Origin of the sequence: Erwinia psidii (assembly GCF_003846135.1) — a bacterium.
Lineage (GTDB): Bacteria > Pseudomonadota > Gammaproteobacteria > Enterobacterales > Enterobacteriaceae > Erwinia > Erwinia psidii.
In genome coordinates this window covers 140,461-163,718 of record NZ_RHHM01000006.1, presented here as the reverse complement: position 1 = coordinate 163,718, position 23,258 = coordinate 140,461, and the positions used below count along the sequence as shown (strand labels likewise).

Genomic DNA, 23,258 nt, shown 5'->3' with positions numbered 1-23,258 from the left:
GATCTGCGGGTCATAATCCGATGCTTTTCTTCAGCGGTTTCAGATAGCGGCGGCTGACCGGCACGATCGGCCCACAGCGTAGCTGCAACTCCGCCTGGCCGTTGTCGTGAAGGCGGATCTCCTGCAACTGTGCCATATTAACCAGATACTGGCGGTGGCAGCGCACCAGTGGTGTGCGGTTCTCCAGCGTGCGCAAGGTCAGCTCCGTCAACCCCTCTTTGCCCTGATTATCGGTCACGTAGATCCCACTTGTGCGGCTGCTGACGAAAGCCACATCCTGCATCTGCAACAGATAAATACGGCTGTGCCCGCTACAGGGGATAAACTGTAAAGGCTGTGGTGCTTCGGACGGGGCAGGCATTATCTGGCGTTGCTGACGCAGGCGATGCAGGGTTTTATTCAGCCGTTCCGCCGCGACGGGCTTCAGCAGGTAGTCGAAGGCATGTTCTTCAAACGCCTTCAGCGCGTACTCTTCAAATGCCGTGAGAAAAACGATGGACGGGCGATGGCCGTCATCCAGCATACTGACCATTTCCAGCCCGTTAATTCGCGGCATCTGGATATCCAGAAACAGCACGTCCGGCTTCAGGCGGTTCACCGCACCAATGGCTTCTATCGCATTTGCGCACTCGCTGACGATGGCAATATCCTGCTCATCCTGCAACAACAGTCGCAGATACTCTCTTGCCAGCGGTTCGTCATCAACTATGACGGCTCTCAGCATTTATCCTCCAGCGGCAGTTGCAGGCTGATACGGGTAAAATGGTCTGGCTGACAGCGAATGGTAATACCGTAATCATCACCAAAATGTGCCCGTAAACGCTTATCCACCAGATCCATCCCCAGTCCGGCAGAGTTATGTTGTTGCTGATAGAGGCCTGCGTTATCTTCGATGGTCAGAATCAAATGCCCCTCTTGCTGATGTGCTTCGATCAAAATCTCTCCTTTATCCGCCAGCTGGGACGTACCGTGTTTAATGGCATTTTCAACGATGGGTTGCAGGCTGAATGCGGGAAGCCGGAAATGTGAAAGGACGGATGGAATCTGCAATCGCACCCCCAGCTGCGCCTGAAAACGAACCTTTTCGATGTGCAGATAGGCATTCACATGCTCAATTTCATCGGCGAGTGTGACAATTTGTGAGGGGCGCTGGAGATTTTTACGAAAGAACGTTGACAGATGCTGGACCAACTGTACGGCCTGCTGCTGGTCCCTGCGGATCACCGCCAGCAGGGTATTCAGCGCGTTAAAAAGAAAGTGAGGATTCACCTGGGCATGGAGCAACTGAATTTCCGCCTGTGCCAGCAAGGATTTTTGTTGTTCATAGTGACCCGTCAGAATTTGTGCGGACAGCAACTGGGCGATCCCCTCACCCAGCGTACGGTTGATTGAGCTGAACAGACAGTGTTTCGCCTCATACAATTTAATGGTGCCAATAACCTGCTGATTTTCGCCACGCAGCGGGATCACCAGCGTTGAGCCAAGTTTGCAGGCGGGATGAAGGGAGCAGCGATAAGGGATTTCATTACCGTCGGCATAGATCACCTTGCCCGTTTTTATTGCCCGTACGGTACACGATGATGAGATGGCTGTGCCCGGCAGATGATGATCATCGCCGATCCCGGTAAAGGCCAGTAACTTTTCACGGTCGGTAATAGCGACCGCGCCGGTTTTCAGCTCTGAATAGAGTATCCGCACCACTTTCCGGCTGTTCTCTTCGTTAAATCCCCTGCCCAGGATCCCCTCCGTCGAGGCCGCAACTTTGAGCGCGACGGCGGAAAAGGCCGAGGTGTATTTTTCAAACATCGCCCGTTTGTCCAGCAGAATGCGCATAAACATGGCGGCCCCCAGGGAATTGGTCACCACCATTGGCACGGCGATGCTGTGTACCAGATGCAATGCGTCCTGAAAGGGTCTGGCAACCAACAGAATAATCGCCATCTGGAGCAGTTCTGCCACCAGGGTAATGCATCCTGCGGTCAGCGGACTCAATACGTTTTCGGTACGGCCGGTTCTGATAAGCCAGCAATGTGCCAGACCACCTGACAACCCTTCAGCGATGGTGGAGATCATGCAGCTGGTTGCCGTCATGCCACCCAGCGCATAGCGATGCAGCCCACCGGTCAGACCAATCAGCCCTCCGACCACCGGTCCACCCAGCAGCCCACCGATCACCGCCCCAATGGCGCGGGTATTGGCCAGGGAACCTTCAATGTGCAGGCTAAGATAGGTGCCCAGAATGCAGAAAACAGAGAAGGTGGCATAGCAAAGCAATTTGTGTGGCAGACGAACGGTGATCTGCATCAGCGGGGTGAACAGACGCGTTTTGCTCATCAGCCAGGCGATAACCAGAAAAACACACATTTGCTGCAGCAACAGTAAAACCAGATCAACGTTATACATATCTGCCGTCTCACTTTCCCGAAAGTCGAAACATACGCTGAAACCGGTGAAAAGGGGGGAGGCAAGGATACTAAAATGTTAAACCGTGATCTGCGTTGGTAATAACTCCTCTGAAAATTGTCAGCAGCAAATTTTTTCTGAAGAGATTGCTCAAAAAGAAACTAAATCCGCATCAGCAGCCGGTCGGCAGGTGGGTAGACGCATTCATTCTGCTAATGTGCTTTCCTGCGGGTATCGGCTGAGATGGCCACAGCGTGCCTGCCGACGAAGATATGGGGGTTGAATTTATTCGTTGACATCCGTCAACAACTCAAATAATGTACAGGGACCGCGAAAATTATGAGCAGGAAGCATAGGAACAGGCAGATACAACAGGCTATTGAATTTGCTATGGAACATGGCTGGATACTGATTGTGGCAGGGAAGTCTGCGCATTGTTTTGCCAAACTGCGCTGTGGGGTTGCCGGGCACCTGGAACACACGATCAGCATCTGGTCAACGCCGGGAAATCCAGAAAATCATGCGAAGCAGATTGTCAGAAAGGTCAGGCAATGCACACCGGTAACGATAAACTGATGAGCTCACAAACGTTATGTAACGTCAGGCTGGTGCGGTTTGAGACGGTGCGTGAGTCGACACTAAGGAGATGAATATGGCGCTATGGAATTTTACGCTGGTACTGTCAGGGGTAAGGTCGTCAACACCAAAACTGGAAGATGCCTTGTTTACGGCGGGCTGTGATGATGCGTTGATCTGTTTTTATGGCACGGCGGTTTATCTGGAGTTTGACCGTGAAGCCGTCACGCTTAACGCTGCAGTATCGGGCGCGATCGGTGATATCGAAGGTGCCGGGATTGGGGCGCGGGTTGAGTCAGTGGACTCGACGTTGGTGGGGTTGAGCGATATTGCTGAGCTGGCCAACCTGTCCAGGCAGGCTATCGCGTTGTTAAAAGACGGCACCAGAGGAAACGGGGATTTTCCCAACCCAATACACCGCATTACGGGGCAATCACCATTGTGGAGTTGGGCGGAGGTGGCGGAATGGCTGGTGGCCAGTGGCCGGATGTCAGCGGATAATCCGTTGGTGAGAAATGCACGGGAGCTGGATCAGTGGAATCTTGCTCTGCGTGTCCGTGCTTCAAAAGCCAGCGAAAAAGTGGATGAAAGAGTGCAGTTTCTCACCCATATGCACACTGGCGAAACCTGCATCATGTGATGCTGGTCCGGCATAATGATCGATCTGCTCTTTAAGCTGGTTTGCTGTCGCGACAAAATACCCACAGAGCTACCGGTGTTTACAACTAAAGCTGATTGGCGCATTGCGCCACATATTACACTGGCCAAAAGCGCCGCAGGCCTTTGTTATGTGAAAAAACGTCATCGATTTATTCAGCCGGGTGCTGTCGGAAATGGCTGAACAGCGTGGAACAGGCATCGGGATAACCGAATATTCACGGTGAGCAGGATGATCATCACTGATGTGCTGCGTTCCATCACAGACAGCCTGAAGAAGGAAAATCTGAGACCGCCCGGACCCATATGCTGCTCCGGTTGGGGCACTGGAGTAAGAATAGCGTGTATCCGGCGAGGTTCTGCTGGTGTGGCAGCAAGGTCGTTTGACTAAATATTTCCCGTGGCAGCCCACATGCTGCCATCCACGATCGCCTGATGGTCGTTTAACGACTGCAAAATCAGCGCAACTTTCAGAAATGCCTCATTCAGTCGTCATTAATAATTTGCCATATTTCTGTCATCTTTATTACCCAACATAATATCTGCAATCTGACACTCTTCTTTCATTTACAACACCTCATTTTAAAAAGGAAAAGCAATGCGCATCCGATACACTTTGCTGACGGCGACTTTGTTGGTTAGCCAGTTGGCACAGGCGAAAACCACCGATCTTTCTGAAGAACATCTGCGCGCTATCCTCGACAGTACAACGCCTGCCAGCACCGATACGCAGTTTGTAGCGCTGGACAGCGCTATCCAGCAGTCATTGATTGCGGCGTTGCAGGGGGATGCCGACAAGCTGACACGCGATCAATTAAAGGATGCTGAACAGAGCGATAAGTTGGCTGACAACAAATGGCTGAAAGCGAGCGGCTACGACTTTGCGAAAAAAGAGAAGCAGCAGGCGAGTATTTCACTGTTAAGCGCTTTTCCTTTGCTGCCGAAAACCACTATTGATGCCAGCCTGAAAACGGTGGAACAGGTCAATCTGAATGCCAGTCAGGGGCTGCGTAGCCAGGCGCTGATTGATGCAGAAGGGCAGGATCACCTGTTTTTCCTTGCCGATGCGCTGGGGCCAAAACTGGGGCAGGCGTTCATCCGTGCTTACAATAATGGTGAGCTGGGTAAAGCGGCGGCGTTAATCAAAGCCAGCGAAGTGGGCACTGGCACGGCGAAAAAGCATTTTAATAATCCGCGTCCCTTCCTGATCCCCGGCAATACCATTCATTTCGTGCCGGATACCGCCATTGTTAAGGACAATGCGCCTTACAAAGCCACCGAAGGCTCTTATCCCAGCGGACACACTAACACTGCCTACACCGACGCCCTGTTGTTGGGTGAGATGCTGCCGGAGCGCTTTGTGCCGTTAGTGGATCGCGCTGCCCGCTATGGCTATTCACGGATGGTCCTTGGCGTACACTACCCCATCGATCTGATGGGATCGAGGATGGTGGCACAGCGTAACGTCGCCGGTTATCTCAATGATGCGAAATATCATGCATTGTTTGATGAAGCCCGCCAGCAGCTTCGCGCCGCGCTGGAGAAAGCCTGTGGGACGTCGCTTGCAGAATGCGCCAAACCTCAGGGGGCGGGCGATCCCTACACTGCACCACAAATGAAAGCCTTCTACCGCTACACCATGACTTATCACCTGCCGCAGGAGAAGGTGAAAGCCTCGCCAGTGGTGGTGCCGGAAGGAGCGGAAGTGCTGCTGGAAGGGCCACTGCCGCACCTGAGTGCCGTTCAGCGCCGTCAGCTGATGGTCTCGACCGCGCTGCCCGGTGGTTATCCGCTTTCCGGCAACACGCCAGAGCAGAATTTCTGGCAGCGTCTCGATCTCTCCGCTGCCGTCAGCGCCGCGCATCACGGCGGCTGATAACACAAGGGCGGAGCTGTCTCCGCCTTTTTCTTTCAGGGCATTTGTGGCCAGACGCCGGGGCCAATCGGCAGACCGGTGGCGTACCAGACAAGCAGCAGGATTATCCATGCGCTGAAAAAAACCAGCGGATAAGGCACGATCAGCATGTAATAGGTACCGAGCTGGGCATCCTTGCGATAGCGTTGCAAAAAGCCCAGGAACAGCGGCAGGAACGGCGACATCGGGGCCAGTGGCAGCACCGCCGAATCGGCAATACGAAAGATCATCTGGGCAAAGGCGGGATGAAAGCCAAGCAGCATAAACATCGGCACAAAAATTGGGGCCAGAATCGACCAGATTGCTGACCCGCTGGCGATAAACATGCAGAGGAAAGCCGACAGAAACATCAGCCCAACAAACGCCGGTACGCCGGTCATTCCGGCTTTCTCCAGCAGGTCAGTCAGGCCTACGGCCATAAATTTTCCCATATTGCTCCAGTTGAAAAACGCCACAAACTGCGACAGTGGAAATACCATCACAATAAATCCGGCCATGCTTTTCATCGGATCAATCAGCTGTTGCGGAATATCATCTGGCCGTTTGATCTGCTTTGTCACCACGCCATAGGTAATGCCCACCACAAAGAAGAACAGGATAATCAGCGGAACGATCCCCTTGATAAACGGTGAAGGAATGATCGTACCGGTTTTGGGATCGCGGAGCGGTGCGCCTTCCGGCACCACCAGCAGCGCCACCAGCGCGATAAAAATCAGGGCAGCGACGCCGCTCAGTTTCAGGGCACGACTCTGTAACGGTGTCAGTTTTTCCAGAGTGTCATCACGGCCATCCTGCTGCCATGCTGGCAGGCGTGGTTCGATAAATTTGTCGGTCAGCAGTCCACCGACAATGGTCAGCACAATCACCGACGTTGCCATAAAAAACCAGTTATCCACTACGCTGACGTGGACCGTGTCACTGACCGCTTTGGCGGCCTCGCTGCTGATACCGGAAAGCAGCACGTCGGTGGTGACGATCAGTAAATTGGCGGTAAAGCCGGAACCTACACCAGCGATGGCCGCCAATAGTCCGGCTATCGGATGCCGGCCCACCGCAATAAACATCAGCGCCCCCAGCGGAGGCATGACCACCAGCGCCGCATCGGAGGAGATATGGCTGAAAAAGGCGATAAACAGCACCATATAGCTGGCGTAGCGGGCGCTGACGAAAGAAGCCATTTTGTTCATCAACGCCTGTAACAATCCCACTTTTTCTGCCAGCCCGGCACCGATCATTAGCGCCAGAATCGCCCCCAGCGGCGTGAATCCGCTGAAGTTTTTGATGATATTCGGCAAAATCCACTGCATCCCGGCGACACTGAGCAAGTTTTTAACCTGAATGATCTCGCCGTTGGCAGGGTTTTTCACCGTCACATTGAGCCATGACAGCAGCGCGGTAGCGAGCATCAATACCACGATTAGCCAGACAAACAGCAAAAAAGGGTTCGGCACTTTATTGCCGATGCGTTCGATCCAGCTAAAAATCTTGCCGGAGGTTTTCCCTGTGTTGTTGAAGTCACTCATTTTTTACCCTCTGGTGATTGTGATGTTGGCTATTGTTGTCATTGTTGGGCCGGATGCTGGCCTTGCCTCGTGATGCAGCGGATAAACTTACACCAGCGGTGAGGGTTGCACCCCGGCTGGGATCGGACAGTGATAAGGCTGCCCATCGCGTGCGCGAAGAAACTCTTCACGGGCTGCCTCTGGCAGGATTCTGTCGCTTAGCAGGGCCAGCGCCGTGGCCGCAAGCGTTTTTCCGGCGAGATACATGCCTTTGTGGGCGAGGGTAGTACGGCCCTGTGCCACCAGCTGCCAGGTGTGCAACGGGGTGCCTGGGGTAAAGCAGGGGGTGAAGCACTGCGCGGTGGGGACCACCCAACTGACATCGCCCACGTCAGTGGAGCCGTACAGCATCTCATCAACGGGCGCATAGGGGGCGACTTCATCCATCAGCAGTTTGTCCCCCAGGCTGGCCACCCAGATTTTTCCCGCCTCGCCGCCGGTACGGGCCATGTTCAACTTCGCATTACGCAGGTCATCCTCGCTTAACGTCTGACGAATTTCCTGGGCGAACTGGCGTTCGCTGGCGCTGTAATCCGGCAGGCCATAATGTTGCAGGTAGCGATACATCACGCTTTCCAGCGCCCGGTTAGGCATGTAGTTTGAACAGGCCTTATCGAAACGAACGGTCAGGGTGGTGTCGGTCATCAGCGCGGCACCTTGCGCAATATTGCAAACCCGTTGATAGATTTCCTGCGCCTGATCGAGTCGTGGAGCACGCACCAGATAGAGCACTTCCGCATTGGCCTGTACCACATTGGGCGAATTGCCGCCGCTGTTGGTGATGGCATAATGCAGGCGGGCTTCCTGTACGATATGCTCACGCAGAAAGTTTGCCCCCGTGTTCATCAGGGTGACTGCATCGAGTGCGCTGCGCCCCAGATGTGGAGAATTAGCGGCGTGTGCCGCAACGCCCTTAAAATGAAAGGCGGCCTGAATGTTGGCCAGCGTGCTGGTGCTGAACATGCCGCTGAAGGATTCCGGGTGCCAGGTGAGCGCCGCATCCACATCGTCGAACAGTCCTTCGCGCACCATAAAGGTTTTGCCGGAGCCGCCTTCTTCTCCGGGGCAGCCATAAAAGCGTATCGTGCCCGCCATCCCCTGCTGTTTAAGCCAGGCTTTAACGGCAAAGGCGGCGGCGAGGGCTGCGGTGCCGAGCAGATTGTGACCGCAGCCGTGGCCATTGCCGTTTTCCACCAGCGGTTCGCGGGCCGCACAGGCGGCTTTCTGGCTGAGGCCTGCCAACGCATCAAACTCACCCAGCAGCGCGATCACCGGCTGGCCCTGGCCATAGCTGGCAATAAAGGCGGTAGCAAGATTGCCCACGCCCCGCGTCACGCTGAACCCTTCCTCCTCCAGCGCATCAGCCAGCAGCGCGGCAGAAAAGGTTTCGGCAAAGCGGGTTTCTGGCCGATCCCAGATCGCATCGCTCAGCGCGCTGAAACGGGCCTGATGTTGGTCGATATAGTCCGCCACAAAGGCGCTGAAATCTGTGCTCATCAGGCCTCCCCGAATTGCCGGATATTAAAAGCCAGCGCCGCGAGAGTTTTTACCGCCACCGCCATCACCTGTTCGTTAAAATCGAATTTCTCGTTGTGATGTCCGGCGGTTAGCTCGGTGCCGAAAATAATGTAGGACGCCTGCCCACCGCGTGCTTTCACCCGCTCCATCATGTAGGTGGCGTCCTCGGAACCCGCCGCCTGGTTTTTGCTATCCACCAACGAGGTCAGTTCGGGGATATGAGCAGCTTGCTGGCGGATATAGTCGACCCACGGCTGCGTTGGCTGGCAACTGCGGGCGGCACCCATGAGCGTCACTTCATGTTGCACACCGTACATTGTCGCCGCACCTGCCAGTACCTGTAGCGCCTGCTGACAGATATGGTCGTTAATCTCGTTGGTTGCGCCACGGGTTTCCACTTTCATCAGCGCCCGGTCTGCCACCACGTTACGCCCGGTCCCCGCCTGGAGGACGCCAACGTTGATACGTGAGCTTCCGGCGCTGTGCTGTACCAGCGAGTGCAGGGCCAGCGTTGCCTGTGCCGCTGCCAACAGGGCATTTTTTCCCTCTTCCGGGCGGGCTCCGGCATGAGCCGCCACACCACGAAAGCTGACATCCAGTTTGGTGGTGGCAAGAAAACTGTTGCTACCGCATACCAGCTCTCCAGCAGGCACGCCGGTGCCGATATGAATAGCGGTAAAAAAGTCCACATTGTCCAGTACGCCTGCCGCCACCATTGATTTTGCGCCGCGCGTGCCTTCTTCCGCCGGTTGAAAGATCAGTTTGATGGTGCCACACAGATGCGATTCGAACTGTTTCAGCACCTGTGCCAGACCGATGCCGATGGTGGTGTGTCCGTCGTGACCACAGGCGTGCATCATGCCCTCATTGCAGGAGGCAAACCCCAGCGCAAAAGGGCGGTGTTCTGCCGCCTGCATCTCCACCACGTCCAGCGCATCCATATCGACGCGGAACGCTATCACCGGTCCCGGACGACCGGTTTCCAGCGTGGCGACGATGCCGCAAAAACCGCCGGAGAAATGCCCCAGCCACTGCGGCAGTGCGCCCTGCTGAATGGCCCGCTGCTCGTGTTGCGCCAGTACTTCAGCGGAGGGCAGCCCCATGCGTGCATCGGCATCGATCACCGTTTTACCCAGCTGGAGCTGATAACCCAGCTGATGCAATTCTTCAGCCACCAGCGTGGCGGTACGGAATTCCAGCCAGCCTGATTCGGCATATTTATGCAGATCGCGGCGCCAGCTTTGCAGGCGCGGATAAATTTCCTGTACAAAATCAGCAACAGACCGAGCCATTTTCTTTTCCTCACCGTTACGGGATTAAAAATGTTGTTTTTTTCGACTGTACACACTGGCCCAGGGGGGCAGAAGATGACAATATCTTTGCTTTGATAAACTATGGTTATCATCAGTTTTGGGGATTTATGCCTGCTGCCATCAAGCTTCATCAGCTCCGCGCTTTTGTGGATGTTGCCCGCCAGGGGAGCATTCGTGCTGCCAGTCGCGCTTCCTGTCTGTCGCAGCCCGCGTTGACGAAATCGATTCAGGAACTGGAAGATGTGCTGGGTGTACGGCTGTTTATCCGCCGTCGGCAGGGCGTCACGCTGACCGTAATGGGCGACACCTTCTTTCAACATGCCTGCCTGATTCTGGAAGAGTTACGGGTTGCACAGGAAGATATTCAGCAGCGTCTGGGACTGGCGGGAGGGTCAGTTAATATCGGCGTTGGCGGCAGCGTGGCCCGCACGGTGATGCCACAGGTGATAACTCAGTTTCATCGTCAGTTTCCTAAGGTAAAAGTGCGTATTGTCGAAGGACAGCTGGTGTCGATGCTCCCTGAACTGCGTCAGGGAGAGCTGGATTTCACCATCAACACCTATTATCAGAGTCATCTGGATAACGAACTGAACTATGAAAAGCTGATGGAACGTGAGTACCGGGTGGTAGTTCGCAAGGGACACCCGTTGCAGCATGTTACTTCACTGGCGGCCTTGCAGCACTGCGACTGGACGATGCCCACGCCGAAAGGCAGCTATTACCGTCTGCTGCACGATCTGTTCACTGATATGGGGATAGCGCCGTCAGTCAGTGTGACCTGTGAAACCTTTATGGCCTGTGTCAGTCTGGTGGCACAGAGTGACTTTGTCAGCATTTTGTCGCAGGATGTGATTGCCGATCCGCTGCATGGCAACCAGCTGGTGGCGTTGAATTTGCAGGACAGAATGCCCAAAGCCACGTTTTATTTAATCCAGCGTAAGGACACCACGCTGACGCCGATGGGGGCCCATCTGGCGCGGCTGTTTCGTATGCACTGCCGTGGCATTAAATTTCCTCTCAGTGAGGCCAGTCTACAGGTTACAGATGAATAATCATGCTGTTAAAGTGCAGCTTATATCAGTGAGATATTCGCGGGCAGATCCTTTGTCTGTCTGCAATAACCAGCGGGAGTCAGTCTTATGCAAGAGCAGTCGGTATCTTTGGTGCGGTATCAGCCGCGCTTTCAGTCTGGCGTGGTGGCGTTGATCCTGCCGATCCAGAATGAAGAATTTTCTATTGATATCACTGCGGCACAGCAGCCGGATCTCAGTGATATCGCAGGATTTTATCAGACGGGTAAGGGTGATTTCTGGCTGGCCGTGGCGGGTGACAATGTGGTGGGCTGCATTGGGCTGAAGGATATCGGCAATCAGCAGGCGGCGTTGCGCAAGATGTTTGTTGCACAGGACTGGCGGGGAAGAGAAAAGGGCATTGCTAACGCGTTGCTGAGCATATTGCTGGAACACGCAGCGCACCGGCAGCTACATGATATTTACCTGGGCACCACCAGTAAATTTCTTGCGGCGCACCGTTTCTATGAAAAGAACGGTTTCCGCGAAGTCGGACGTGACACATTACCGGGAAGTTTTCCGGTAATGAAGGTGGACAGCAAATTTTACCGGCTGGCCCTGCGCTAAGAACGGGATCGTGGTCAGTGAGTTATCAGATGCTATTTATCCACTTATACAAATTATCATCTGTTCGTCGGGCCGGGACGGTTGGCGCTGTAGTGGGGTAGGTTGTTGCCGCACTTTATCTGTTTGTATTTAACATTAGCCGGGCATTTTCCATCACGTCTCAGCAGGACCAGCGTATGCCCGCATGTTGGTTTTTTCTCCCTATTGCTCATGCGCGAGCGGCCAGTGTCTCAGGTGGTTAAGGTTTTCCTGGGAAAGCGCTAAGCGGCCTTTGTATTACAGTAGTTGGAGAGATAAAAACCGACAGTCAGCCCTGTTCTGTCAACTGACCTGAACAGATCGGCCTGTGACCATGCATTTGCACACAGATTTCATCACGATGATATCAGCAGAGTTTGGAAGCATCTCGCCAGTACCTGGAGGGATGTTTCTCCATAATCTCGCTCCTGAAAGTGGGGATTATGAGCGCCTCAAAGGTTCCCTGTGCGGCGATCTTTGTAATGGCGCCCGAATAATCTCTCCAGGGCGAATATCAACCAGGTTCAATGACCGTTAATTTTCCCGCGCGCCAGCGCGTCAACGCTATTGCCATTGACGTCGGTTGCGTGCATATCGGCACCTTTCGCCTTGAGTTGTTTTAACAACGCATGCTGTTGGAACAATGCGGCGTACATGGCCGCCGTTTGCCCGGCATTGTTACGCGTATCTGGATTGCACTTTGCGGCGATAAGCCGGCGGGCAATCTTCAGTTCGCCTTTAAAAATCGCGCCCATCAGCGCGGTATTGCCGTGCTTATCACGCAGGCAGGGGTCGGCTCCGGCGTTCAGCAGGTGTTCCACCGCCGTTTGATGGCCATGGTAGGCGGCCAGGATCACCGCGGTATAGCCGTGTTCATCCTGCGCGTTAAGATCGTATCTGGCGGCGATAAAACTATCGATCATGCTGCCATCGCCAGCCCTCGCCGCATCCCACAGATAATTGTTAAGCTGTTGTTTAATCTGTTGCTGGTTGACGTCATTCTGCGCCTGAACGGCCCACACCGGTGCGGCCAACAGGCAAAACAGGAGATAAAGCGTTTTCATCGCGTTTTCCTCATCAGCATATCAGGCAACCCGCACCGGGGGTGCGGGCGCGTACCGGTTACATCAGTCGGAAAGCTTATCCGCCAGTTTCTGTACCCTGGCCAGATCCCCTTTTGCCACCCTGGTCAGACGCGTGCCGTACTCCTTATCTGCCTTGTAGAACCAGGACAGCATGATGTTTTTGCTTTCCGTATCGGTATCGGCCAGCGATGTCCCCAGGCTATGTACCAAATCGTCCTGCTCTTTTTTGCTGTAAGAACGGTACAGCTCGCCGGCCTGCTTAAAGTTCTGCTCGCGCTGGATTTTGCTTTGCTGCGTGGTGCCTTCCAGCGGCGTATGGCTGTAGCGGGCGGAGGCCAGCTCTTCACGCGGCCACAGGCGGCTTGGCTGGTAATTGACCCCCTTATCCTGCGTGTGGCTGCTATTGAGGCTGCCATCCTGGTTGCCGTTATTAACCGGGCTGTGTGGACGGTTAATCGGCAGGCTTAGTCCGTTGGCCCCAATACGGTAGAGCTGCGTATCGGCATAGGCGAACAGACGACCCTGAAGCAGCTTATCTTCCGACGGTTCAATTCCCGGCACCAGGTTGGAAGGAGCCATCGCCACCTGCTCGGTTTCCTGGAATACGTTATCCGGGTTTTTATTCAGCACCATCTGGCCAATTTTACGCTCCGGTACGTTTGGCCAGATTTTGGTGGCATCCAGAGGATCAAAATCAAACGTCTTCAGATCCTCCGGCTTCAGCACCTGGATGTAGAGATCCCATTTGGGGTAATCGCCACGATCGATCGCCGCCACCAAATCGTGTGTCATGTGGCTGTAGTCTTTGCCCTGTACCTGCTCAACCTGCTGTGGGTCGAGGTTTTTAATCCCCTGCAGCGTTTTCCAGTGGAACTTGACGTAATGCACTTCACCCTTGCTGTTGACCAGCTTATAGGCATGAACGCCATTACCATCCATGTTGCGGTAGGAAGCCGGTGTTCCTTCGTTGGAGTAAAGCAGTGTCAGGGTACGGGTTGATTCCGGCACATGAGAAAAGAAATCGAAGCGACGTGAATCATTATCCAGGTTGGTGCGGGGATCCGGCTTGAATGCGTGCACCATGTCCGGGAACTTGATGGCATCGCGAATGAAGAACGTGGGGAAGTTATTGCCGACCAGATCCCAGTTGCCATCGGTGGTATAGAACTTGGTGGCGAATCCGCGCGGATCGCGCAGCGTTTCCGGTGAGTGGTTACCGTGTACCACACTGGAGAAACGAACGAATACCGGGGTCTTGCTGCCAACGGTAAACACTTTCGCGATGGTCAGGTCGGAAATATCTGCCGTCGCGGTGAACTCACCGTGTGCCCCGGTGCCGCGGGCATGTACCACGCGCTCAGGGATGCGCTCGCGATCGAAACGCTGCAACTTTTGCAGCAGTTGCACATCCTGTAACAGCACCGGGCCGTTGGCACCGGCAGTTTGCGAGTTTTGGTTATCACCCACTGGTGCGCCATTATCGCGGGTTAAGGTCTCTGCCATCGTCATCTGGCTAATGGTCAGCGAGACTATAGCAAGCAGGAGTTTTTTCCGGTTATTGAATCCGCCGGTGATATGGTCATTGCTCATCACACTATCCTCATCGGTTATTGGGGTAAAACGTATTTCCGCAGAGTCGCTTGTGTCAGCAGCCTGTTTTTTACGGCACAAAGGCACAGATTAAGGAAAGCCGCCTGTTAGCGGATGATTCGTCGACGAGCGATGCCATCTGCTAAAAAACGCAAAAGACATCGCTGCTTCACGCACGACGTGAAATCACCGAAAACTTTCAGGACACTTATTATTTTTGCTGTGAAGGATCTTATCGATCGTTTTGCTTATCGGGGCTTGTTATTCCCCACCTCAATCTGCTGGTGGGTGCCGCTCTGGCTTTTTCTGCGTTGGATGATACAGGCTATCTGCCTGAAATCACACATACCTTACATGGAATTGCGCTGAGTAGAGAGCCAATGTCAACTATCAAATTAATAGGTGAAATGTTACTACCGTGTGAAAAAGGTAAAGGCGGAGAAGCGGCAACAGGCCACGCTGAACCATAAGAGGTGTAGCACTGTTTCCTTCATTTTGAGATGGTTAGGTGTAAACCAGCTGTGCAGAGAGACTCTTTTGGCATCACTGGTTTCTGATGAAAAAGTGACATGCGTATCTGATTAAAAAAATCTGGCGTACAAGAGGAGATGAAAAATAACGAAGGCGCCGGGTGCCATCTCCGTTGGGTTAATCACCGGAGTTTCGCTGGTGCTTTTCCAGCCGGGCAAAATGCCCCTGCATATCATCCATCTGCCGCAGGCCGGTGGCTGGACTACCGGGTATACCCTACGCAGAGTACCTGTTTCTTTCACTAAGAGGGAATTTTGTGGCAAATGGTGGGGGTGTTTAAAGCGAAACGCCGCGGTTCATGAGGTGACTGCCTGAACTGAGCACATCCAGCGGATATTTGTATTCAGTCTCCGGGAGAGTGAGGCGGAATAAAGCGGCGGTATTTGCAGGGCGGGATACTCCGCCCTGCTGTCGGTTACGACTGCGGGTGGCTGTCGCTACTCATCTTCATCAGATCTTTATCCACAAAGAACAGCGCTTCACCGCTGTTGCCTACCAGCGCCAGTTTATCCAGCACGGATTTGAACAGCTTCTCTTCTTCATGCTGCTCAGCCACGTACCATTGCAGGAAATTAAAGGTGGAATAATCCTGTGTGGTGATTGCTGCATGGGCCAGCTCATTAATTTTGCTGGTGATCAGTTTTTCGTGATCGTAAGCCTGCTGCAGCACCTCATTCAGCGAGTTAAACGCGATTGGCGGCGCGGCGATCGCGCCAAGTACCGGCATGGCACCGGTATCGCTCAGGTAGTTAAACAGGCGCTGCATATGCTGCATCTCTTCAGCAGAATGCTCACGCATGAAGGCGGCAGCGCCTTCAAACCCTTTATCAGTACACCAGGCGCTCATCTGCAAATAAAGATTGGCAGAAAAGAATTCCAGATTTAACTGATCGTTCAGTTTGGCGGTCATTTCGCTGGTCAGCATAGCGGCTCCATATTTTTACGGTGAATTTTAATAATGGTATAATTGCGCGCATTATGCACGGTAGAGTGCAAAATAAAAACCGTTAGTTGATTTTTTTATCCTGATTTATTTATTTCTAATGTAATGAAAGATAAGTGATAATTATTCCCCCGGTAATTCCAATCATTCCATTTTTTAAATGGTTTTGATAACCATTCTTATTATTAATCCGTATTAAATTAATGTGCCTGGATCGGGCTATATCTGCACAGGGATATTTATTTTCTCCGGGCCATGAAATTGGTATTTAATGATATTTTTATCATCTGTCGCGGAAAGATTTTACCGTTGTGGGCCGCTGCATAATTGTCTGCCGCCTGCCGCCTGCCGCCTGCCGCCTGCCGCCTGTCGCCTGTCGCCTGTCGCCTGCCGCTGGCTAATCTGCCACCGCAGGTGGGGTTATCTTTGTCCAGCGCAGTGGCATTACTGCCGCAGCCACTCAGCGTCAGTAATGCCACTGCGCCCGGCCACCCGTCACCCGACGACTACAGTCGCTGGAAAAATTACTCGGACTCAAGCTGATGCAGCGTACCACCTATGTGATGAAACTCACCGAAGACGGGGAACGTTGAGGGCGCTGCTGGAGAGCTGGCAGGCGATTGAGGACGATCCGCGTGGGACCACAGAAGATCCTGGGGATCTGTTGCGGGTATTGGTCCCCCATGCATTTGGCCAGGTCAAATGATCGCGCCGCTACAGCGTTATTTGCAAAGCTACCCGCAAATGTCCCTGGAATAGATGCGCAGCGATCGACGGCCCGATTTTATTGCAGGGGGCGGTGCATAGTGGAGCACTAACCGATCCTTCCGTGGTGGCGGTACTGGTGGCCGAGGTTCCGCGTATTGTGGTGGCTTGCGTGGATTTATTCCCGTTACGCAACGCCCGTGACCATCCGGCAGCACTCGCCGATCTGCCCTGGGTCGCGTTCAGCACCTTTTACCGCCATCAGCTGATGCTGCACAGTGACCACGGCGAGACAGAGCAGATCGATATTCGCCCACGATTATTTACCGACAGTCTTTATGCCTTCCGTCACAGTGTGCTACAGGGGGCGGGAGTGGCGTCGAAATGGGTGGTAGCTGACGATATTGCCAGCGGGCGGCTGCTGCACCTTTGTTCCCAATGGCGTGCAGAGCCGCTGCCTGTTTATCTGGTCTGTCCCTGGGCCGATATTATCCTGCCAAACTGCGTAAATTTCTGGCGCTGATGTGGCAGGTTTTACCGGTTATCTGCGGTACTCAGGCCCCGACGAGGTAGCTGATGTTAAGGTTTAAAACGTTTCCCAGTTGCTTTCCTCTGCCGCCTGCGCCTTCGGTGGTGAAGGCAGGCGCCTCGGGGGAGGCATGGCTGCTGCAGATGGTACCGGGGTATTTTGCAGTTGGTTCAACCGCGCTGCCTGTCCGTCTGTTTTGAATGCTGCAACCGCCTGTGAAAGACGGCTGGCCTGCTGTTCCAGTAAAGCGGCGCCGGCCGCAGACTCCTGCACCAGCGCGGCATTTTGCTGTGTAACGCGATCCATCTCGGTAACGGCATGACCAATCTGATCGATACCCCGGCTCTGTTCATCAGAGGCGGAAGCAATTTCCCCCATAATATCGGTGACGCGCATGACGGCGGCGACGATATCGTGCATGGTTTCACCGGCGACAGTCACCTGCTGAGATCCGGCGTCGACCCGGTTGACCGATGCTTCAATCAGGGTTTTGATCTCTTTCGCTGCCTGTGCGCTGCGCTGGGCGAGATTGCGTACTTCACCGGCCACTACGGCAAAACCGCGTCCCTGTTCACCGGCGCGGGCAGCTTCCACCGCCGCGTTCAGCGCAAGAATATTGGTCTGGAAGGCAATGCCGTCTATTACGCTGATAATATCGGCTATTTTCTGTGAACTTCCCGCAATTTCACTCATGGTTTTCACCACGCCATCCACCACCTGACCCCCTTTTTCGGCGGTTTCGGAGGCGCTTTTCGCCAGCTGTGAAGCCTGGCGGGCATTTTCGGCGTTCTGTTTCACGGTGGCGGTCAGCTGTTCCATACTGGCGGCGGTCTGCTCAAGGGAGGCTGCCTGCTGCTCCGTCCTGGCAGAAAGATCGTTATTCCCCTGGGAAATGTCGTTGGCACCACTATAAATAGCCCCGGCACTGTCGCGCACATGGCCGACGGTATCGCGCAATGACTGTTGCATCATGGTGAGATGTGCTGCGAGCAGTCCCATCTCGCTGCGCCCCTCCACTTGCAGTTGGCCGGAAAGATCGCCACCGGCGATGCCCTTAATGTGGGTTGTCACCTGGTTCAGCGGGGCCAGCAGCACGGTTCTGATCACCACCCAGATCGCCAGTACCAGCAGTACCAGTACCAGTAGCACGGTGGCCAGCGTCCATGTCATATGGCTGTAGCTGTGTTGATTCTGCTCCATTCCGCCCGCCAACAGCACATCGTTTTGAGCACACCATTGCCTGTAAATGTCATCCATCATTTCCTGGGCTTTTTGCGTATCCAGATTGCTGTAGGCGTCATAATTATTTGCCCGCAGGTACTGGACTGACATCGATAGCGTATCTGACAGCTGCTGGAAATCGCTGGCAACCTGTGTCGCCAGCTCAGGACTTTGCCCGCTAACGGCGGGAGAATTTTTATAAAGGGCAAAATGATCCGCGGCCACCGTCAGTGAAGCAGAAGCATCAGTGAGCAGTTTGGCGATGGCTGCCTGTGCCGCCGGATCGGTTTGCTTTTTCAGTATGCGGATAGCGACCCGGTTGATAATAACCCGGGTCTTGAGCAGCGTTTGCCAGCTGTGACTGAGTTGCCCCTGCTGGTAATTGAGCACGTTAGCGTGAATGAAATTATTTTTATCCTGGCTAATGGCTTTAAAAGAGAGGGCGCTGGAGATCAACAGCAGTCCGCTAAATACCACCAGCATGATAATTATGCTGGTAACGACCTTTATATTTTTAATCATGCTATGTACTCAGTTGTGGTGGATGACTGCTTAACTGGTTATCGGATCGATAGCATCAGAACTTTATCTCTTACGCAGCAAAATAACGTCACGATAAGCGAAGGGCACGGTTAAAAAGGAATGAGGTTCAGTGAACAGGCGGTGCTGGCTGATTATTCAGATACCACCAGCGATGGGTTTTGCTTAATGTCAGCTGTAGCGCATTAAGCGTATCCACGGTCATCTGCTAATAAATCGCCGGGGTCAGAGATGCCAGGTTCAGCTGCTGATGCTGCCAGTGTCCGACACACTGTGCCGGACCGCAGGGGCTGAGTGGATAGCGTCGCCTGCTGCAGAAGGATTTTTTTGCCAGTTCTGCCGTGGCAATCCGGCGACGTCACCCAGTGGTTCAGGCACGCTGATGCCGTCGAAATCGGAGCCGAAGCCCACGCCATCTTCTCCCGGTTTCTCCAGCAAATGGTCCAGATGACGGACTATTTCACCAGGCGGCGCATCACTGTCGCGTTTGCCGTCGGCACGCAGAAACGCGTTACCGAAGTTAACCCCGACAAAACTCCCGCTGGCGGCCAGTTGATCATCGGTGAGATTGCGTGGCTGATTGCACAGAGCATGGACATTCGAGTGGCTGGCCACCAGCGGCGCTGCCAGAACGCTTTTTCATTCATATGTTCGTGGTGTTGTTGTCGCTATCGACAAAGACGTCGTTTGGGAAAGGTCGATCAGCAGCCGTTGCTGATTGCGTACCCGCAGCAGATTCAGACCGGCTTGCGTCAGTCCGTCGCCACTGCCCGGCGAGCCGGGAAAATTGCCGGTTACGCGGTAGCTAAAGGCATTTGGCAGATTTCACAGTGGCCCGGTACTGGCCAGCCCGGCGGCAACCCAACCGTCGGGCTGGCTGTATCCGACATCCAGTGCTTCCGCGCCCTCAATGTACAGCACCATTGCCAGCAGATCCTGTTCTGTGCACTGTTCGATCTCACCGGTAGTGCGGCAGACGCGGGCTTGCCCTTGCGATCGTTCTGCCACGTTATGCAGCAGGGCGATCTGTGCCTCGGTAATGGCCAGCGCGCTGTATTGCCGTTCATCGTAATCCGGCTGAAGTTGCTTAACATACTGTACGGGTGGCACAAACACGGCAAATAACTCCCCGGCAAAGCCGCCCTGGCGGATACGGGTCATATCAAGATGGTCGTCCAGAGAGCCGTGAAGAAAATCGTCTGTCGGATTGTCGGATTGTCGGACTGGCTTAGCCACAGCCGCAACAACAAATCGTTGTGGCCATCAAAGATGGGTTGGCGAAAAGCGTCAGGGGAACCGGTCATGATAAATTATCAAATCAGGCCTGTTGTTATCAGGCGACGTATGCAATGTTAAATAAAGGATGCATTGAAATTCCCCACGTCTGCCTGGCCAAAATGTGCTGTGCAGGATAAATAACATGAAGGAGCCCTCTGATGTCCCGACTGACTGCGAAAGACTTCTCTCCTGAATTGCTCGAAATCTATGACTATTACGTGCACGGCAAAATCAATAAACGCGAGTTTCTTTCGCTGGCCGGAAAATTCGCGGTGGGGGGACTGACGGCGGCGGCCCTGCTGACCTCGCTCACCCCCAATTACGCGCTGGCACAGCAGGTGGAATTTACCGATCCGGGTATCCTGCCGGAATATATCCATTACCCTTCGCCACACGGCAACCAGACGGTACGTGGCTACCTGGTGCGTCCGGCCAAAGCGAACGGCAAGCTTCCGGCGGTAGTGGTGGTTCATGAAAACCGTGGGCTGAATCCCTATATTGAAGACGTGGCGCGGCGGGTGGCGAAAGCCGGATTTATTGCGCTGGCACCGGATGGTCTGAGTGCGATGGGCGGTTATCCCGGTAATGATGAAAAAGGGCGTGAGTTACAACAGCAGATCGATCCCACCAAACTGATGAACGACTTTTTTGCCGCGATTGAGTTTCTGATGCAGGATGCACGCACCACCGGCAAAGTGGGCATTACCGGTTTTTGCTACGGCGGTGGCGTGGCGAATGCGGCCGCGGTGGCTTACCCGGAGCTGGCCTGTGCGGTGCCGTTTTATGGTCGCCAGCCTGCGGCGAAGGATGTTGAACGGATCAAAGCCCCGCTGCTGTTGCATTACGCCGGACTGGACACGCGTATTAATGAGGGCTGGCCCGCATATGAGGCGGCACTGAAAGCCGGTAATAAAGTCTATGAGGCGCACATCTACCCGGAAGTGAACCACGGTTTTCATAATGATTCGACGCCGCGCTATGACAAGTCTGCCGCTGACCTTGCCTGGCAACGGACGCTGGGGTGGTTCAATAAATATCTGGTTTAAAAATAATAAAGCGATTACGTCATCATCGTGTCGGGCACTCCGCAGTGCTGCTTTTATGCCAGAGCCACCGACTGAGGTGGCCGTCATCTGTCCATTTGCATCATGAGGCTCGCCTATCGTCGCCTGATACGCCTCTTTGTCCCCTGGCTCGTCCCGCGGTTTGCACCGCGTTTGCCAGAATGGGTTACCATGCCGGGTGGGAACATATGCAAAGCGACAGCTCTGCATTTGCCAGAGTGCATCAGTCGCGAGCATGGCCAGTGTGCTCATCTTCGAAAAAGGGGCTTAGGGTCAGTTTGTAAAATGACGGCGGTAAGCCGATCTGCGTGCTAACGTTACCGTTGTGCTGTCCGATGCATAAGGGCGCTAAACGGTCACCCGGACTGCGGGTGGTATTACAATCAGATGACCGCGATTTAATGAGGGTTAAAATGCCATTAACTACGCCCAATAATCATTAAGTCGCACAAATATAGTGCCGTAAAATACTTTACCGGATATTGTTATTTTCCTCGCTAATATTTACCTCAGTATCTGCGTCCGCTGTCGTAATCATTGAAAATAAATCACGTTGACGATGACAGTGCAGCGGCCCTAATCTGAACGACGAAGACACGTCCCGTGCCTTGTGCGGAAAATGACGTGGACACATAACCACCGGGAATATCATGTTATCGACAAATCGAACTCAGGCAAAAAATCAGCAGGCGCGGCAGGTTTATCTTGACCGAATATGGCGTCAGGCCGATCTGTTAATGCTGTTTATTTGTTGGGGCTTGCTGCTTATTGCCGTAGCGATTGGCTGGTTTAACGATGAGATTAAACTGGCACTGATTGCCGGCGCGATGTTAACCATCAGTGCGACGGTGATCAGGGCATTGCTGTCGGGAAGGTTGTTTACCCGACTCTGGTTTGCTTTCGTACTGATCGCCTACTCCGGGTTGATTATCCAGCTGGGTGATGGCGATACGGAATACCATTTTTCTATTTTTGTACTGCTTTCAGCGTTGCTGGCCTACCGCGATTACCGCCCTTTGCTGATGGGCGCGGTAACGGCAGCGGTTCACCATGTGCTGTTTAATTATTTACAGGAGCAGGGGCTGTGGGATGTGGTGGTGTTTATGCATCCCGGTTTTCATATGGTGGTATTTCATGCGCTGTTTGTGGTGGCGCAGGCTGCTATTCTCATTGCCATTGCCCTGAATATGGCGGCAGATGCCCGTTCAGCCAGTGAGATAGCGTATCTGGCGTCCTGGATCACCCGCGAGCCGGGTAAACTGACCCTGACACAGGATGAAAAGGCGACGGAAACGGCCTTCGGTAAAACCTTTAACAACACATTGGGTACGATGGGCAACACCTTGTGCCAGGTCAGCGATGGCGTAGGCGAATTGCTCACTGCGTCGCAGAGCATTTTGCAGCGTAATGCTGCACTGTCATCGCGAACCGATGAGCAGGCGTCATCGTTAGCCAGCGCAGCCAGCGAAATGGAACAGATGAATTCGGCGGCGATGCTGGCCAGCCAAAAGGCGCAGGAAGTGCGTGATCTGGCGGCCAGTACCAATAAGGTGGCACTGAAAGGCGGCGAGAAAATTGACGATGCCGTGGAGTCAATGGTGCAAATTGGTGAGGAATCACGTCGGATAAATGCCGCGCTTGAGCTGATCGACAGCATTGCTTTTCAGACTAACATTCTGTCGCTGAATGCCTCGGTAGAGGCAGCCAGCGCGGGTGTCCACGGTAAAGGTTTCGCCGTGGTGGCCTCAGAAGTACGCACTCTGGCTTTGCGTTGTGAAGGGGCGGCGAAAGAGATCCACCAGTTGATCGGTGCCTCGGCGGAGTGTACCCGTAGCGGTTCACAGCAGGTTGTACAGGCCGGACATACCATGCGCGAGATTATTGCCAGTATTGAGGGACTGACGCAGCTGGTGAATGAGTTGTCCGACATGAGTGAGCAGCAGTGCAGCAGTATCACCCGGATGCGTGACAGCATCGCCAGTATCGATCGCAGCGTGCAGGATAATGTCAGCCACGTCAGCGAGACAGTGCAGGTAGCTCAACAGCAGCAACAGCAGGCGGATGCCCTGAAACAGGCGATTGGCGTATTCAGGTTTGCCTGACGGTGAAGCAGGCCCGGAGACCCGTCTGCACAACAGGCCGCAGACGGGAAATACGCGGATAAGACGATGCG

Annotated in this window: 21 protein-coding genes; 10 read left to right on the top strand and 11 right to left on the bottom strand. The window is 54.0% G+C overall.

Annotated elements, in window-relative coordinates; translation table 11 throughout:
• Positions 1-10 precede the first annotated feature (10 nt).
• Together btsR and EB241_RS09405 are read right to left on the bottom strand one after the other, a co-directional pair.
• A complete protein-coding gene (gene btsR, locus EB241_RS09410; protein WP_124232929.1) occupies positions 11-724 on the bottom strand; it encodes a two-component system response regulator BtsR in 714 nt (237 codons plus the stop codon).
• Positions 718-2,403: a sensor histidine kinase gene (locus EB241_RS09405; protein WP_124232928.1), complete on the bottom strand. Its 1,686-nt coding sequence runs from the start codon at positions 2,401-2,403 to the stop codon at positions 718-720. Before EB241_RS09405 ends, btsR begins: the two co-directional genes overlap by 7 nt.
• Before the next feature lie 652 nt (positions 2,404-3,055).
• On the opposite strand from EB241_RS09405, the gene EB241_RS09395 reads away from it, so the two are divergent.
• The 3 genes from EB241_RS09395 to EB241_RS09385 all read left to right on the top strand — a co-directional run bounded on the left by EB241_RS09395 (position 3,056) and on the right by EB241_RS09385 (position 5,512).
• On the top strand, positions 3,056-3,619 hold the full coding sequence (locus EB241_RS09395; RefSeq protein ID WP_124232926.1) for a helix-turn-helix transcriptional regulator: 564 nt from the start codon (positions 3,056-3,058) through the stop codon (positions 3,617-3,619).
• Between the two features lie 15 nt (positions 3,620-3,634).
• Positions 3,635-3,820, top strand: a complete 186-nt coding sequence (locus EB241_RS09390) for a hypothetical protein (RefSeq protein ID WP_124232925.1) — start codon at positions 3,635-3,637, stop codon at positions 3,818-3,820.
• 414 nt (positions 3,821-4,234) lie between these two features.
• A complete protein-coding gene (locus EB241_RS09385) occupies positions 4,235-5,512 on the top strand; it encodes an acid phosphatase (RefSeq protein WP_124232924.1) in 1,278 nt (425 codons plus the stop codon).
• Between the two features lie 35 nt (positions 5,513-5,547).
• Here EB241_RS09385 and abgT read toward each other — a convergent pair whose 3' ends face one another.
• From abgT to EB241_RS09370, 3 genes are all read right to left on the bottom strand, one after another.
• Positions 5,548-7,074, bottom strand: a complete 1,527-nt coding sequence (gene abgT / locus EB241_RS09380; protein ID WP_124232923.1) for a p-aminobenzoyl-glutamate transporter — start codon at positions 7,072-7,074, stop codon at positions 5,548-5,550.
• 87 nt (positions 7,075-7,161) lie between these two features.
• Entirely contained in the window at positions 7,162-8,610 is a 1,449-nt protein-coding gene (locus EB241_RS09375; RefSeq protein WP_124232922.1) for a M20 family metallopeptidase, read from the bottom strand.
• Complete coding sequence (locus EB241_RS09370; RefSeq protein ID WP_124232921.1) at positions 8,610-9,923, bottom strand: M20 family metallo-hydrolase; 1,314 nt, start codon at positions 9,921-9,923, stop codon at positions 8,610-8,612. Before EB241_RS09370 ends, EB241_RS09375 begins: the two co-directional genes overlap by 1 nt.
• Positions 9,924-10,051: 128 nt before the next feature.
• On the opposite strand from EB241_RS09370, the gene EB241_RS09365 reads away from it, so the two are divergent.
• Positions 10,052-10,996 carry a LysR family transcriptional regulator gene (locus EB241_RS09365; protein WP_124232920.1) on the top strand — a complete coding sequence of 315 codons (945 nt, stop codon included), beginning with the start codon at positions 10,052-10,054 and terminating at the stop codon, positions 10,994-10,996.
• Between the two features lie 87 nt (positions 10,997-11,083).
• On the top strand, positions 11,084-11,581 hold the full coding sequence (locus tag EB241_RS09360) for a GNAT family N-acetyltransferase (RefSeq protein WP_124232919.1): 498 nt from the start codon (positions 11,084-11,086) through the stop codon (positions 11,579-11,581).
• A gap of 542 nt (positions 11,582-12,123) precedes the next feature.
• On the opposite strand, the gene EB241_RS09355 is transcribed toward EB241_RS09360, so the two are convergent.
• From EB241_RS09355 to ftnA, 3 genes are all read right to left on the bottom strand, one after another.
• Positions 12,124-12,663 carry an ankyrin repeat domain-containing protein gene (locus EB241_RS09355; protein WP_124232918.1) on the bottom strand — a complete coding sequence of 180 codons (540 nt, stop codon included), beginning with the start codon at positions 12,661-12,663 and terminating at the stop codon, positions 12,124-12,126.
• A gap of 63 nt (positions 12,664-12,726) precedes the next feature.
• The gene (gene katB, locus EB241_RS09350; protein WP_199737345.1) at positions 12,727-14,193 is read right to left on the bottom strand and encodes a catalase KatB; all 1,467 of its coding nucleotides are present in this window, start codon (positions 14,191-14,193) and stop codon (positions 12,727-12,729) included.
• Positions 14,194-15,220: 1,027 nt separating this feature from the next.
• A complete protein-coding gene (gene ftnA, locus EB241_RS09345; protein ID WP_124232917.1) occupies positions 15,221-15,730 on the bottom strand; it encodes a non-heme ferritin in 510 nt (169 codons plus the stop codon).
• A 345-nt stretch (positions 15,731-16,075) separates the two neighbouring features.
• On the opposite strand from ftnA, the gene EB241_RS21430 reads away from it, so the two are divergent.
• The 3 genes from EB241_RS21430 (at position 16,076) to EB241_RS21420 (ending at position 16,976) form a co-directional block, all read left to right on the top strand.
• On the top strand, positions 16,076-16,291 hold the full coding sequence (locus EB241_RS21430; RefSeq protein WP_233592577.1) for a hypothetical protein: 216 nt from the start codon (positions 16,076-16,078) through the stop codon (positions 16,289-16,291).
• Positions 16,264-16,341: a hypothetical protein gene (locus EB241_RS21965; RefSeq protein WP_233592581.1), complete on the top strand. Its 78-nt coding sequence runs from the start codon at positions 16,264-16,266 to the stop codon at positions 16,339-16,341. The genes EB241_RS21430 and EB241_RS21965 overlap by 28 nt, the downstream gene beginning before the upstream one ends.
• Positions 16,342-16,547: 206 nt before the next feature.
• Positions 16,548-16,976, top strand: coding sequence for a LysR substrate-binding domain-containing protein (locus tag EB241_RS21420; RefSeq protein WP_233592576.1), 429 nt, complete (start codon positions 16,548-16,550; stop codon positions 16,974-16,976).
• A 63-nt stretch (positions 16,977-17,039) separates the two neighbouring features.
• Here the strand turns inward: EB241_RS21420 and EB241_RS09335 are convergent, their stop codons facing one another.
• The 3 genes from EB241_RS09335 to EB241_RS21410 form a co-directional block, all read right to left on the bottom strand.
• Positions 17,040-18,725 (bottom strand): methyl-accepting chemotaxis protein, encoded by a 1,686-nt coding sequence (locus EB241_RS09335; protein ID WP_148089641.1) that lies wholly within the window; start codon positions 18,723-18,725, stop codon positions 17,040-17,042.
• 258 nt (positions 18,726-18,983) lie between these two features.
• The gene (locus EB241_RS21415) at positions 18,984-19,358 is read right to left on the bottom strand and encodes a membrane dipeptidase (protein ID WP_233592575.1); all 375 of its coding nucleotides are present in this window, start codon (positions 19,356-19,358) and stop codon (positions 18,984-18,986) included.
• A gap of 210 nt (positions 19,359-19,568) precedes the next feature.
• Positions 19,569-19,979 carry a membrane dipeptidase gene (locus EB241_RS21410; RefSeq protein ID WP_233592574.1) on the bottom strand — a complete coding sequence of 137 codons (411 nt, stop codon included), beginning with the start codon at positions 19,977-19,979 and terminating at the stop codon, positions 19,569-19,571.
• A gap of 200 nt (positions 19,980-20,179) precedes the next feature.
• Between EB241_RS21410 and yghX the strand changes: the two genes are divergently transcribed.
• Both yghX and EB241_RS09320 read left to right on the top strand, forming a co-directional pair.
• The gene (gene yghX / locus EB241_RS09325) at positions 20,180-21,067 is read left to right on the top strand and encodes a YghX family hydrolase (RefSeq protein WP_124232916.1); all 888 of its coding nucleotides are present in this window, start codon (positions 20,180-20,182) and stop codon (positions 21,065-21,067) included.
• Between the two features lie 668 nt (positions 21,068-21,735).
• A complete protein-coding gene (locus tag EB241_RS09320; protein ID WP_124232915.1) occupies positions 21,736-23,187 on the top strand; it encodes a methyl-accepting chemotaxis protein in 1,452 nt (483 codons plus the stop codon).
• Positions 23,188-23,258: the final 71 nt, after the last annotated feature.

Bases quoted from the DNA above. Each gene is read 5' to 3' on its own strand.
- btsR (WP_124232929.1), bottom strand. From the start codon at position 724: ATGCTGAGAGCCGTCATAGTTGATGACGAACCGCTGGCAAGAGAGTAT.
- EB241_RS09405 (WP_124232928.1), bottom strand. From the start codon at position 2,403: ATGTATAACGTTGATCTGGTTTTACTGTTGCTGCAGCAAATGTGTGTT.
- EB241_RS09395 (WP_124232926.1), top strand. From the start codon at position 3,056: ATGGCGCTATGGAATTTTACGCTGGTACTGTCAGGGGTAAGGTCGTCA.
- EB241_RS09390 (WP_124232925.1), top strand. From the start codon at position 3,635: ATGATCGATCTGCTCTTTAAGCTGGTTTGCTGTCGCGACAAAATACCC.
- EB241_RS09385 (WP_124232924.1), top strand. From the start codon at position 4,235: ATGCGCATCCGATACACTTTGCTGACGGCGACTTTGTTGGTTAGCCAG.
- abgT (WP_124232923.1), bottom strand. From the start codon at position 7,074: ATGAGTGACTTCAACAACACAGGGAAAACCTCCGGCAAGATTTTTAGC.
- EB241_RS09375 (WP_124232922.1), bottom strand. From the start codon at position 8,610: ATGAGCACAGATTTCAGCGCCTTTGTGGCGGACTATATCGACCAACAT.
- EB241_RS09370 (WP_124232921.1), bottom strand. From the start codon at position 9,923: ATGGCTCGGTCTGTTGCTGATTTTGTACAGGAAATTTATCCGCGCCTG.
- EB241_RS09365 (WP_124232920.1), top strand. From the start codon at position 10,052: ATGCCTGCTGCCATCAAGCTTCATCAGCTCCGCGCTTTTGTGGATGTT.
- EB241_RS09360 (WP_124232919.1), top strand. From the start codon at position 11,084: ATGCAAGAGCAGTCGGTATCTTTGGTGCGGTATCAGCCGCGCTTTCAG.
- EB241_RS09355 (WP_124232918.1), bottom strand. From the start codon at position 12,663: ATGAAAACGCTTTATCTCCTGTTTTGCCTGTTGGCCGCACCGGTGTGG.
- katB (WP_199737345.1), bottom strand. From the start codon at position 14,193: ATGACGATGGCAGAGACCTTAACCCGCGATAATGGCGCACCAGTGGGT.
- ftnA (WP_124232917.1), bottom strand. From the start codon at position 15,730: ATGCTGACCAGCGAAATGACCGCCAAACTGAACGATCAGTTAAATCTG.
- EB241_RS09335 (WP_148089641.1), bottom strand. From the start codon at position 18,725: ATGATTAAAAATATAAAGGTCGTTACCAGCATAATTATCATGCTGGTG.
- yghX (WP_124232916.1), top strand. From the start codon at position 20,180: ATGTCCCGACTGACTGCGAAAGACTTCTCTCCTGAATTGCTCGAAATC.
- EB241_RS09320 (WP_124232915.1), top strand. From the start codon at position 21,736: ATGTTATCGACAAATCGAACTCAGGCAAAAAATCAGCAGGCGCGGCAG.